We start from the raw sequence: 12,274 nt of genomic DNA on the forward strand, positions 1-12,274 counted from the left end.
ATACCTCTTTTTTGACTATCCTCAAACTCTTCAAAGGACGTGATGCCTCTTGTTCCATCCGCTAAAAAAATATCTATTTCCCATCATTCTTGTGTTGGCTGTTGCCGTCTTTTTATTCTGGAACATGGATAAGACCGGCGACGTAGATGTGGAAAAGCATACGGATGCTACTGAAAACGACACGGATATGACTGTGGACGGTAAAAAAGATGATCAACCTACTGCGATCATCGTGGACATAAAGGGTGAAGTCGTTGATCCCGGTGTTTACGACGTTAAGCCGGATTCCCGTGTTCATGATGTGATTCAAATGGCCGGCGGTTTCACCAAACAAGCTGACCGGACCACTGTCAATCTTGCCCAAAAAGTCCAGGACGAGATGGTTATTATGGTTTCAAGTAAGGCAAACAACAATCAAGTATCCCCATCGTCCCCTGAATCCGCCTCTGATAAAGTTCGCATCAATAATGCAGACCAAGCAACTATGGAAACGTTAAATGGAATCGGCCCCTCAAAAGCACAGGCTATCATTCAGTATCGTGACGACAATGGATTATTTAAAAAAGCTGATGATCTCCTAGACGTATCAGGCATTGGTGAAAAAACGTTGGAAGCATTAAAAGATGATATTCAAGTTCCTTAGTCAACCGTTTGCAACTGCTGTTTTACCTGCAACGAGCGTTATTGACGAATGGAAAAAAGCAGTTGTAAACTGACGATATAGTGAAAAGGTGGTAAACAATATGAAACGAATTTCATGGGATCAATATTTCATGGCACAAAGCCACTTGTTGGCTATGCGCAGTACCTGTACCAGGCTGATGGTCGGCGCTACCATTGTCAGGGATAAACGAATCATTGCCGGAGGATATAATGGCAGTGTCTCCGGTGGTGTCCATTGTATTGATGAAGGGTGTTATATTATTGATGGTCATTGTGTCCGGACCGTTCATGCCGAGGCAAATGCCCTGTTGCAATGTGCCAAATTTGGAGTACCGACGGACGGTGCAGAGATATATGTGACTCATTTTCCGTGTCTTCAGTGTTGCAAACAAATTATTCAAAGTGGTATCAAGGCCGTTTACTATGCCAACGATTATAAAAATCACCCATATGCGCTTGAATTGTTCGATGATGCTGGCATACATACAAAAAAAGTGGCGTTGACAGAGTTGTCAATCGATGAAAATTATCGAGAGAAAGAAACCTATATACAGAAGCTCTTAAAGGAATTGGAGAGGCAGACAGATGATCAGGAAAATTTGCAGACCTTGAAAGCCGAGGCTGACGCTCTTTTCCGATTATAGGTGCCCCTTATGCGAGGTTATTGGTATATTCCCGCATTGGGCATAATCAGCAGTTTATTGTCTATTTTATTCCAACATGTATGGATTATTGGGATATTCACCCTTTGGATCATCTGGCTCTATGCCCGCAAAAAGCTGGGGAAATGGCTCCTTATTATTTCTCTGGCCGCCTCCCTGCTCGCCTTTTTCTATCTTCCTGATCTTAATGACCCGCCACCGGACCTACCGTACAGCCAACAGCAGCCTATTACAGGACAGATAACAAGTCCAGTGAATAAAACAGAGACGACGGTTGACTTTACTTTGACTGATAATGGCACTGGAAAGGATTTTTTAATTACTTATTTCGGTGATGAGCTTGTGGATGAATCTGTGAAATTCGGAGCTTCATGCACCATTGAAGGTACACCGGAGCTTCCCGAAACAGGCAGGAATCCCGGACAGTTCGATTATCGTAATTACTTAGCTTCCCAAGGAGTATATTATCAGGTGATGCTTGATTCACCGGATGCTGTTACATGCAGTGGAGGGTCGATCATAGAGCCTATTTACCAGCTGCGGTCCGACTTAACGGAATATATCCATCAAAAGGTAAGTCCGAAGACAGCCATATGGCTCAATGCTCTTGTGTTGGGTGATGACAGTGGAATCAGCGATGAAACAAAAGAACGTTTCCAGCGCTGGAACTTAACTCATCTCTTAGCTATTTCCGGTTTGCATGTTGGACTGATTGTCGGTTTTCTTTATCTTTTGCTGGTGACCTATGCAGGTATGACAAAGGAAAAAGCACAATGGACGGTCATGATGTTTTTGCCGATTTACGCATTTCTCGCTGGCGGTGAACCATCCGTCTGGCGTGCCAGTACGATGGTGCTTTTATTCATACTGGCGCGCAAGCTTCATTGGCGAAGCAGTACATTGGATGTGCTGAGTATTGTTTTTATTGCGCTCATTTGCCTTGATAAATACATCGTGTACCAAATAGGTTTTCAATTATCATTCTGCGTTACGTTTGGACTGCTTTTATCAAAGGATTGGATAGCTGCGACGACGAATTCCTTTTTCTCTATTCTTAAAATAAGCTTTATTTCACAAATGATGATTCTTCCACTTCAAGCAGCGTATTTCTTCACCTTCCAACCTTTATCCATTCTAGTGAATACGGTTATCGTTCCTTATTTTACCCTGTTTGTTATCCCGTTAATGTTTGCTGTTTTGTTGCTTGCTCCCGTTGCAGGATTCCTTCTTCCGTTATTGGATGGTCTATTCGTTCAGATTCATGATTGGTTCCTTCTGTTTATGCAGTTGGTTGACCAGGTGGCGTATAAACCTCTGATTATTGGGTCGATTCCGCTCGCAGGTACCGTGTTATACTACATTATTTTCGTCTCGTTTATGATGAAAGCAGAAGCGGCCCGTCACAAAGCAGCGTTTGCGTGGGGATGCAGCTTGACACTTCTGCTCATCATCATTGTCAGTAAACCATATGTATCCCCTGATGGGAAGGTGACCATGCTTGATATTGGTCAAGGGGATGCCATCGTTGTTGAGCTCCCTTATCGGAAAAGTGTTGTTCTTATCGATGCTGGAGCAACAACCGATTATGATACAGGAGAGCCCTCTGAAAATGTTTACAAACAAAGGATTAAGCCCTATTTGCTGTCACAAGGCATTGGTAAATTGGATGCAATTTTTGTTTCGCATGGGGATATGGATCATGTAGGAAGTTTGCCGTATATAACTGCTGACTTCCCAGTCCAATACATTATTACTAGCCATTATGATTCGCTGGACGATTCGGTGCATGAAACGGTAAGAGGTACTGAGACAGACATCGTCCGAGTTGAATCCGGGGACGTTTTGACCATTAGTGGTCATGAGTTTAAAGTTTTGTCGCCGGATGAGGACAATGGATCTCCTAATGAAAATTCGCTTGTTCTATATTCGGAATTGGGTGGAAAGACATGGCTTTTTACGGGGGATATAGGAACAGAAACGGAAAGTGGCATCATCCGTGACTATCCAGGTTTACAGTCTGACGTTTTGAAGGTGGCTCATCACGGAAGCGGAACATCGACAGATTCAGCTTTTCTCAAAGAAATTCAACCCGCTTACGGGCTTCTATCCGTGGGCGAAAATAATATGTACGGTCATCCGGATGCTGACGTCATTCGTTTATTGAAGAAGGAAAACGTACAAAAGCTCAGAACGGATGAAGACGGAGCGATACAGTATCACTTCAGGGGGAAGGAAGGAACATTTTCCACGTTTTTGCCATAGGCTATAAGTGGCTGATGAAAAAAAGACTGCCGGCAGCAGTCTCTTTTCATCGGATAATACAGTCAACCTAGGGTGATCATGTGTGTCGTGTCGCATTCCGGAGATGGTACCAATGGCCAATCATGACCCTAAAACATTGAATATAACACCGATAGCAAAAATCAGTACAAAGAAAATAAATGAAAATCCAAACCCTTTAATGGAATCAACGACATCATTATTTTTTGATTGCACGTCCTGCTCAAATTCGTTCATATCCATCCCTCCTATACAGTTAACAGTTTAAATTAAATACATAAAAAAATCCACTTGTAATCAATAATGTCACAAAAATAAATGGCTTCATTAGAAAGACTTAACAACCATATTTTTAGTAAAAACGGTCAACCTAAAAGTACAAATCCCGTTTAGTATTCAGTTCCTAGGGCTGAACGCTAAACGTTTATATAGATTCAAGGGGGGGATGAAGGGCTTATGTCCCCCTTTGCCTGTATTGAAAATGATCCTGCCATGTCCTTTTTATGGCAGGATATGTCCATATAAAAATGCTTGCGACTTAGATGAATCCATTTTACCATATACCATACGGGGTGAAAAGTATGACATATATGGATGTTTTGCAGCAAGTAAAGAAAAAACAATTGGAATCGGTGTATTTATTATATGGTACCGAATCGTATTTCATACAAAAAATAACAACAGCGATTAAAACGGCCGTGCTATCCAATGATGCCAATTCGGATGAACACTTTACTATTTATGATCTGGAAGAAACGCCCGTGCAGGACGTAATCGCAGACGCAGAAACGTATCCATTGTTCGGTGGAATGAAATTAATTATCGCTACTAACCCAAGTTTTTTAAAAACAAAACCGGATAAATTACCATTTGAACATGACCTTGATAGGCTTACCTGGTATCTTCAAGAGCCTGTTGATTATTCCATCATCATATTTACTGCACCATATGAAAAAATCGATGAACGAAAAAAAGTGGCCAAGCTTTTGAAACAAAATGGTACTACTGCCGAATGCAATCCCATCAAAGAATATGATTTGCGCAGCTGGATTTCGAATTTCGCCAGCAGTATGGGGCTGTCCATACAAGATGATGTCTATGAATTACTCGAATCAGAATTGACGGCTGATTTGCATTTGCTGCGCAATGAATTGTACAAACTCAAACTGTATGTTGGTGAAAATGGTACAGTCACCAGGGAAATAGCGGAAAAGCTCGTTGCTTATACGGGAAACAGCACCTCGTTACGTCTCGTTGATGCCGTTATTGACCGGGACTTGCACCGGGCCATTTTGATCTATAAAGATTTGGAAAAAATAAACGAAGAACCAGTAGGTCTGGTAGCTCTTCTTGCATTCCAATTCCGTGCCATTCTTCGTGTGAAATTGTTGAACAGGAAAGGGTACAGTCAATCACAGATGCAAAAACAGCTAGGAACACATCCCTATGTCATCAAAATGGCCTTGCAGCGGGAAAAGAAATTCACTGCCACCCGTTTACAGGATATAATGGATAAGCTGGCGGAAACCGATCATGCCATGAAAGACGGGAGCATGGAGAAAGAGCTCGCTTTCGAATTATTACTGTATCATCTCGTTCAATAACGTATCATTTTCTCACTGTTGGTTACATATGAGCCATTAAAAAACGATCCTTGCACAAGGATCGTTTTTATTATAGGAATGGCTTATTTAAGCGCTCAAATTATTGACTTCTTCAGCCAGACGGGATTTTTCCCGGTTGCCATTGTTCTTGTGGACGCCGCCTTTTTGAACAGCTTTGTCGATCTTTTTGAATGTAACTGGCAAAGCCGCCTTTGCTTCCTCAGCGTCATTGGCTGCGATCATTTTTTCTAAACGCTTAATATGTGTGCGCATTTCGGTTTTGAAGTCTATATTTTCAGCGCGTTTCTTTTGGTTTACGCCCACACGTTTTTTTGCTGATTTAATATTTGGCATGTGTTTCACCTCCGTTGTCATCAATGCTATAGATTATTGGTAAGTTGCCTGATGTAGTTCAGCAAACTTCATTTTACCAAACGTTCATCTCCTTTTCAACAACTGGGCCCGCATTCTGTATGATTCGGGATGAAAACGTACAGTCTAGAGAATAAATGCATTGATCAATAAGGAGGATCAGAATGAACGACGAGGACCAGCGCTATCATGTACGGACTGATCTTGCTGTCGAAGCAAAGGATATGGTTGTGGAAAAGAATGAAAACAAGACAAAAAACGATATAGAGGGTGTGACTGTTCAAGAAAAACAAGAAGGAGATATTGCCATAACGTATGTGGATATTGATGGAAAGGGTGAAAAACAGATCGGCAAAAAACAAGGGTCGTATATCACGATCTATGCCGATGGTGTCAAAAATCAGGATACAGTCAGTCAAAAAGAGGCGGCGAAGGTTTTTAGCAAGGAATTGAAGGTACTTATGCAAAAAAATGGAATTTCACCGAGTGGCACCGGCTTGATCGTGGGTCTTGGAAATTGGAATGTAACCCCCGATGCACTTGGTCCTATGGCTATTGAAAAAACACTTGTGACCAGCCATTTATTTGCACTGGAACATGAATCTGTTTCCGAGGGGTATCGTTCGGTTGCTGCTGTTACACCGGGCGTTATGGGAGTGACTGGTATAGAAACGAGCAACATTATTTTTGGTATCACTGAAAAATTCAATCCTGATTTTGTCATTGCCATTGATGCACTTGCATCGCGGTCCGTTGAACGGGTCAATGAAACCATTCAAATGTCGGATGCTGGCATTCATCCCGGTTCAGGTGTCGGTAATAAACGGAAAGAGTTAAGTAAGGAAACACTTGGGGTGCCGGTTCTGGCTATCGGTTGTCCCACGGTCGTTGACGCGGTTACTATCACAAGCGATACGATTGATTTTATGCTGAAACACTTGGGAAAAGAGTGGCGTGAAAAAGATAGCCCTTCCAAATCGCTGACGCCAGCTGGATTATCGTTCGGCAGCAAAGAATTAAAAGATGAGGATTTGCCGAATGACGAGCAGCGCAAAACCTTTTTCGGAATGGTTGGAGGCCTGTCCGAGGAGGAGAAAAAGTCATTGATTAAAGAGGTTCTTACACCGCTTGGACACAATCTGATGGTCACGCCAAAAGAGGTGGATGGATTAATGAATGATATGGCTTTTCTGATCTCAACCGGTTTGAATGCTGCGCTGCATGAACGGGTGACAGTGGACAATGCTGCTTCTTATACACGGTAATACTATTTCTTCTCTATTACGGCGCCTGTAGAATCATGGATGGTTCTATTTTACCGCTTCCATTCATAGATTAAACAGAAAGCACATATAGAGGAGGAGGGAAAACGATGCGTTCCCTTATTGTTCTTTTACTGCTAATTTTGTTTTTTTTAACCGGTCTGATCGCAGGAATGGATCGTGGCAGTCATGATGCAGACACGGGTGAAGACGGTACTGTTGAAGGGACTGCAACGAAAGAAACCATCGAAATAACTACGGATAAACATAAGGATAAGACACATCATGAAGCCATAAAACCGGATGCGTCGGATCATTTTATTCAAAAAGCAGCTTCTTTTCTGGAAGCTTGTGTAACCGGGGTTTATGAAGGGATCGTCCGTATAGCATACCAGTTGGCAAACGTTTTTTTCTGATGTCGCTAGTCATGATCAGCACGTTCTTACTTGAAATGTTTGCTGTTCAATTGCTATAATCCACACTGGTGACAAATGTTGAAAATTGGCCTTTTACTGGTTGAATATCGGTAGGCATGTCAGGAGTGGACATCTTTTATGATAAGGAACCAAGCAAACGTACGTAATTTCTCCATTATAGCGCATATAGATCACGGTAAATCCACACTTGCCGATCGCATTTTGGAGAAGACACAAGCGTTGTCGCAACGTGAAATGAAAGAACAATTTCTGGATGGGATGGAACTGGAACGTGAACGTGGCATTACAATCAAGCTTAATGCGGTACGGTTGAGCTATACGGATAAACACAATGACGATTATTTGTTTCACTTGATTGACACACCTGGTCACGTCGATTTTACATATGAAGTTTCGAGAAGCCTTGCAGCCTGCGAAGGTGCTATTCTCATTGTGGATGCTGCGCAAGGAATTGAAGCGCAGACACTGGCCAATGTTTATTTAGCTCTGGATAATGATTTGGAGCTCATACCGGTTATTAATAAAATAGATTTGCCTAATGCTGATACCGATCGAGTGGCTCGGGAATTAGAAGATGTGATTGGTATTGATAGGGATGATGTGATTCTGGCGTCGGCAAAAGATGACATCGGCGTTGATGAGACGCTTGAGCGGATAGTATCGGATATCCCTTCTCCGGCCGGCAGTTCCGAAAACCCACTTCAAGCGCTTATATTCGATTCGCTGTATGACCCGTATCGTGGTGCTATTGCGTATATTTGTGTTCGCGAAGGCTCCGTCAAACTTGGTGACAAAATCAGATTGATGGCGAATGGAAAGGAATTTGAAATTAATGAAATTGGTGTATTTGCTCCAAATCCGGAAAAACGAGACGAATTGACTGTTGGGGATGTTGGTTATTTGACGGCATCCATAAAAAACGTCGGCGATACCCGTGTTGGTGATACGATAACCCATGCTAAAAACCCTGCTGAAAATCCGCTTCCGGGTTATAAACAATTGAATCCGATGGTGTTCTGCGGACTATTTCCGGTTAATTCCGGTCAATATAATGATTTGCGCGAGGCGTTGGAACGGCTTGAGCTGAACGATTCGTCTCTTCAGTATGAAGCGGAGAGCTCGCAAGCCCTTGGATTCGGATTTCGTTGCGGTTTTCTGGGATTACTGCACATGGAAATCATTCAGGAACGATTAGAGCGGGAGTTTAATATCAGTCTGATAACGACAGCGCCATCTGTCATTTATGAAGTGGAAAAAACGGATGATGAAACGATTGAAGTTGAGAATCCATCGGCTATGCCGGATGCGCAGCTCATTAAGGACGTTCGTGAGCCTTTTGTAAAAGCGACTATAATGGTACCGAATGACTATGTCGGATCAGTTATGGAAATTGCCCAGAAAAAACGTGGCGAATTTATCACTATGGAGTATCTTGATGAAGTCCGGGTGAATATTACGTATTATATTCCGCTTTCGGAAATAGTATTTGACTTTTTTAATCAGTTAAAATCTCGGACAAAGGGGTACGCCTCATTTGATTATGATATCTCCGGGTATCGTTCATCCAATCTTGTCAAGATGGATATATTACTGAATGGGGAAACGATTGATGCTCTGTCATTTATTGTTCACCGTGATTTTGCTTATGAACGGGGGAAGCATATAGTCGACAAATTGAAAGATCTGATACCGAGACAGCAATTTGAGGTTCCAGTTCAAGCGGCGATTGGAAATAAAGTTATTGCCAGATCAACAATTAAAGCCATGAAAAAGAACGTGCTTTCCAAGTGTTACGGTGGCGATATTTCACGAAAACGTAAATTACTGGAAAAGCAAAAAGAAGGTAAAAAACGAATGAAAATGGTCGGGTCTGTGGAAGTACCGCAAGAAGCGTTTATGGCCATACTTGAGATGGATGATGATTAATTAATTGTTGAAATGGGAAACATTTGCCAGACGCTTAAGTTATCCCTTTTCTTCGTATAGGAGCGAACATAATGAAAGCACAATCCGTTTATATCCACATTCCGTTCTGTCAGCAGATTTGTCATTATTGTGATTTTACCAAGTTTTTTTATGATGAGCAGTCTGCAGATGAATATATAGAAGCCTTGAAACATGAGGTGAATACTGCTATAGATGGTGAAAAGAACAGCGTGGAAACGATTTTTATTGGTGGTGGAACACCAACGGCTTTAACATTTCAACAGCTGAAATCCCTAATGCAGCTAATTGATACAAAATTTGATATTGCTGGGACTGTGGAATTTTCCATAGAGGCGAATCCTGGTGACTTTGACGGAGAAAAAGCAAAGTTGTTAAACAGTTATGGCGTGAATCGAGTCTCGCTTGGTGTGCAGGTATTTGATAATGCGATGCTCGAACAGTTGGGTAGGATCCATGAAGTGAAAGATGTTTATCATACCGTTGAATTGCTGAAAAAAAATCATTTTTATAATATCAGTCTCGATCTCATTTATGCCTTGCCGAACCAAACGTTGGACCATTTCCGCCAAACACTTAATGAGGCTGTTGCTTTTGATCTTCCGCATTACTCAGCCTACGCACTGCAGATTGAACCTAAAACCATTTTTTATCAGCGGTATAAGAAAGGCACATTACATAGACCTCCTGAAGAAGAGGAGGTATCCATGTATGAGCTGTTAAAGGATACTATGCGAAAAAATGGTTTGAATCACTATGAAATAAGCAATTTTGCCAAACACGGTTTCGAAAGCAGACACAACCTCACGTACTGGAATAATCAGCATTATTATGGTTTTGGAGCTGGCGCTCATGGATATTTGTCCGGGGTTCGCATGGGAAATATCCGACCTCTTCCACAATATGTGCAACAGGCAAAGGAAACTGGCAAACCGGTTTTGCATACAGAAGAAATTAGTAAGCGTGAAATGATCGAAGAAGAAATGTTTTTGGGACTTAGAAAGATGGAAGGAATTAATAAAGAGCAGTTTAAGGCAAAATATGGATTCCCTTATGACGATTTGTATGGGGATGTCATTAACGCACTTACGCAAAAGGGATGGATTGAGGATAGTGGAAAACAGCTCCGTCTGACTGATGAAGGTATGTTGTTTGGAAACGAGGTTTTTGCACAATTCTTATTGGAAGAGCATGACTTGAATCTTGTGCGTTGACAATAAATCACCAATCTGATAATTTAACAATAGCATTAGCACTCATTAGCTAAGAGTGCTAACAGAGGTGGTCATCATGTTAACGGAAAGACAATTATTGATTCTGCAAGTGATTATTGATGATTTCATCGAAACGGCGCAACCGGTTGGGTCACGTTCCATTGCAAAAAAAGAAACCATTAGGTACAGTCCAGCCACTGTGCGCAATGATATGGCCGATTTGGAAGACATGGGGTTTCTTGAAAAAACCCATTCATCATCCGGCCGCATCCCATCTGAGAAAGGTTATCGCTATTACGTCGATCATCTGGTGTCACTCAAAGAAACAATGAACAACATTAAAATTGTTGAAAACGTGATGCAGGAAGGTTTATTCGAATTTGAACAAATTGTTCAACACTCTGCGGAGATACTATCCGAGATCACAAACTATACATCGATCATCCTCGGTCCGGAAGTGTTTGAAACGCAATTGAAACAACTGCAGATGGTAACACTGTCACCATATACCGCTGTAGCCATATTAATTACCAATACTGGTCATGTTGAACACCGGTCATTTTCGGTTCCGGAGGAGATTGACACCTCAGATTTGGAGAAAATAGTGAATATCTTGAATGATCGCCTTTATGGCGTTCCGCTTATTCATTTGCATGAGAAACTCAACACGGAAGTTATCAATCTTATGGGATCGTATGTCAATGATTTTGAGAAGTCGTTTCAATACTTGAAGGCGGCGTTTTTTTCGGATAATCCCGTTAAGCTTTACTTTGGTGGCAAAACGAATATATTGATGCAACCAGAATTCAATGACATTGAAAAAGTGCGCTCATTTTACTCCATGATCGAAAACGAAGATCGATTAGCGGACTTGCTGAAAAACAATGCTGGCGGCATCAATGTTAGAATTGGGCACGAAAATCAAGCGGATGCCATAAAGGAATGTACGCTGATATCAGCAACGTATGAGTGGGATGAGGAACAGATGGGTACGATTGCATTGCTCGGGCCTACCAGGATGGAATATCGGAAAGTTATTGCTTTATTAAACGGCTTATCCAATGAGATGTCGAATGTGTTATATAAATGGCATAAAAATAGCTGACGGGGTCACTCCACAGCTTTTATGTATATTCATTTATTTACTGCAGAAATCATGTTATAGTCTTTCGTGACAATTTGATATTGGAGGTGGCAGGAGTGGCAGATCAAAAAGAAGAACATAACGTTGATGAAGAACAAAATCAACAGCAGAAGGATGCGGACGTTCATGAAGAAACAATAACAGAAGTCATGGATGCCGACGATCAGGTCGAAACTGAAGAAGGGGATACGGAAACAAAAGCAGAGAATTCGTCTTCGTTGCAGGCACAACTGGATAAGGAAAAGCAGGAAAAAGAGGAAATGCACCAACAAGTGCTTCGTGTCCAAGCAGAATTTGACAATTTTAAAAAACGGACGCAAAAAGAAAAAGAAGCGAATCAAAAATATAAAGCTGAAGAAATGGTGCAAGATTTGCTACCTGTAATGGATAACTTTGAACGTGCCTTACAGGTTGACGTTAATGAGGAGACTAAAAGCTTTGCAGATGGGATAACAATGGTCTATCGCCAACTGAAAGAAGCCTTGGCAAAACATGGTGTGGAGGAAATGGAGACAGTTGGAAAATCGTTTGATCCGAATATTCATCATGCCGTGATGCAGGTGGAAGATGATGAAGCGGAATCAGAAACAGTCGTTGAAGAAATGCAGAAAGGCTATTATCTAAAAGACCGCGTAATTAGACCAGCAATGGTCAAAGTAAATAAATAATCAATTGGATCAGCAGTGAAGGAG

12 protein-coding genes are annotated in these 12,274 nt (G+C 41.7%); 10 read left to right on the forward strand and 2 right to left on the reverse strand.

Going from position 1 to position 12,274, the window contains the following annotated elements:
• The first annotated feature begins 49 nt into the window (after window positions 1-49).
• The 3 genes from ABDZ72_RS10200 to ABDZ72_RS10210 all read left to right on the forward strand — a co-directional run bounded on the left by ABDZ72_RS10200 (window position 50) and on the right by ABDZ72_RS10210 (window position 3,587).
• On the forward strand, window positions 50-643 hold the full coding sequence (locus ABDZ72_RS10200; RefSeq protein WP_343752731.1) for a helix-hairpin-helix domain-containing protein: 594 nt from the start codon (window positions 50-52) through the stop codon (window positions 641-643).
• 100 nt (window positions 644-743) lie between these two features.
• The gene (locus ABDZ72_RS10205) at window positions 744-1,307 is read left to right on the forward strand and encodes a ComE operon protein 2 (protein ID WP_343752733.1); all 564 of its coding nucleotides are present in this window, start codon (window positions 744-746) and stop codon (window positions 1,305-1,307) included.
• Between the two features lie 9 nt (window positions 1,308-1,316).
• Entirely contained in the window at window positions 1,317-3,587 is a 2,271-nt protein-coding gene (locus ABDZ72_RS10210; RefSeq protein WP_343752735.1) for a DNA internalization-related competence protein ComEC/Rec2, read from the forward strand.
• Window positions 3,588-3,707: 120 nt separating this feature from the next.
• Here the strand turns inward: ABDZ72_RS10210 and ABDZ72_RS10215 are convergent, their stop codons facing one another.
• Window positions 3,708-3,842 carry a YqzM family protein gene (locus tag ABDZ72_RS10215; protein WP_343752737.1) on the reverse strand — a complete coding sequence of 45 codons (135 nt, stop codon included), beginning with the start codon at window positions 3,840-3,842 and terminating at the stop codon, window positions 3,708-3,710.
• A gap of 344 nt (window positions 3,843-4,186) precedes the next feature.
• Here ABDZ72_RS10215 and holA point away from each other — a divergent pair, with 344 nt between their 5' ends.
• On the forward strand, window positions 4,187-5,209 hold the full coding sequence (gene holA, locus ABDZ72_RS10220; RefSeq protein ID WP_343752739.1) for a DNA polymerase III subunit delta: 1,023 nt from the start codon (window positions 4,187-4,189) through the stop codon (window positions 5,207-5,209).
• 87 nt (window positions 5,210-5,296) lie between these two features.
• On the opposite strand, the gene rpsT is transcribed toward holA, so the two are convergent.
• A complete protein-coding gene (gene rpsT, locus ABDZ72_RS10225; protein WP_343752741.1) occupies window positions 5,297-5,563 on the reverse strand; it encodes a 30S ribosomal protein S20 in 267 nt (88 codons plus the stop codon).
• Window positions 5,564-5,745: 182 nt separating this feature from the next.
• Between rpsT and gpr the strand changes: the two genes are divergently transcribed.
• From gpr to grpE, 6 genes are all read left to right on the forward strand, one after another.
• A complete protein-coding gene (gene gpr, locus ABDZ72_RS10230; RefSeq protein WP_343752743.1) occupies window positions 5,746-6,846 on the forward strand; it encodes a GPR endopeptidase in 1,101 nt (366 codons plus the stop codon).
• A 107-nt stretch (window positions 6,847-6,953) separates the two neighbouring features.
• The gene (locus ABDZ72_RS10235) at window positions 6,954-7,259 is read left to right on the forward strand and encodes a hypothetical protein (protein ID WP_343752745.1); all 306 of its coding nucleotides are present in this window, start codon (window positions 6,954-6,956) and stop codon (window positions 7,257-7,259) included.
• Window positions 7,260-7,397: 138 nt separating this feature from the next.
• Window positions 7,398-9,206 carry a translation elongation factor 4 gene (lepA, locus tag ABDZ72_RS10240; protein WP_343752747.1) on the forward strand — a complete coding sequence of 603 codons (1,809 nt, stop codon included), beginning with the start codon at window positions 7,398-7,400 and terminating at the stop codon, window positions 9,204-9,206.
• A gap of 71 nt (window positions 9,207-9,277) precedes the next feature.
• Window positions 9,278-10,438, forward strand: coding sequence for a radical SAM family heme chaperone HemW (gene hemW, locus ABDZ72_RS10245; protein ID WP_343752749.1), 1,161 nt, complete (start codon window positions 9,278-9,280; stop codon window positions 10,436-10,438).
• Window positions 10,439-10,514: 76 nt separating this feature from the next.
• Window positions 10,515-11,543, forward strand: a complete 1,029-nt coding sequence (hrcA, locus tag ABDZ72_RS10250) for a heat-inducible transcriptional repressor HrcA (RefSeq protein ID WP_343752751.1) — start codon at window positions 10,515-10,517, stop codon at window positions 11,541-11,543.
• A 95-nt stretch (window positions 11,544-11,638) separates the two neighbouring features.
• Entirely contained in the window at window positions 11,639-12,250 is a 612-nt protein-coding gene (gene grpE, locus ABDZ72_RS10255) for a nucleotide exchange factor GrpE (RefSeq protein ID WP_343752753.1), read from the forward strand.
• Window positions 12,251-12,274: the final 24 nt, after the last annotated feature.

This window comes from Lentibacillus halophilus, assembly GCF_039522485.1.
Lineage (GTDB): Bacteria > Bacillota > Bacilli > Bacillales > Amphibacillaceae > Lentibacillus > Lentibacillus halophilus.

Excerpts from the sequence above, each read along its gene's own strand:
- ABDZ72_RS10205 (WP_343752733.1), top strand. The coding sequence starts at position 744 with ATGAAACGAATTTCATGGGATCAATATTTCATGGCACAAAGCCACTTG.
- ABDZ72_RS10210 (WP_343752735.1), top strand. The coding sequence starts at position 1,317 with ATGCGAGGTTATTGGTATATTCCCGCATTGGGCATAATCAGCAGTTTA.
- ABDZ72_RS10215 (WP_343752737.1), bottom strand. The coding sequence starts at position 3,842 with ATGAACGAATTTGAGCAGGACGTGCAATCAAAAAATAATGATGTCGTT.
- holA (WP_343752739.1), top strand. The coding sequence starts at position 4,187 with ATGACATATATGGATGTTTTGCAGCAAGTAAAGAAAAAACAATTGGAA.
- rpsT (WP_343752741.1), bottom strand. The coding sequence starts at position 5,563 with ATGCCAAATATTAAATCAGCAAAAAAACGTGTGGGCGTAAACCAAAAG.
- gpr (WP_343752743.1), top strand. The coding sequence starts at position 5,746 with ATGAACGACGAGGACCAGCGCTATCATGTACGGACTGATCTTGCTGTC.
- ABDZ72_RS10235 (WP_343752745.1), top strand. The coding sequence starts at position 6,954 with ATGCGTTCCCTTATTGTTCTTTTACTGCTAATTTTGTTTTTTTTAACC.
- lepA (WP_343752747.1), top strand. The coding sequence starts at position 7,398 with ATGATAAGGAACCAAGCAAACGTACGTAATTTCTCCATTATAGCGCAT.
- hemW (WP_343752749.1), top strand. The coding sequence starts at position 9,278 with ATGAAAGCACAATCCGTTTATATCCACATTCCGTTCTGTCAGCAGATT.
- hrcA (WP_343752751.1), top strand. The coding sequence starts at position 10,515 with ATGTTAACGGAAAGACAATTATTGATTCTGCAAGTGATTATTGATGAT.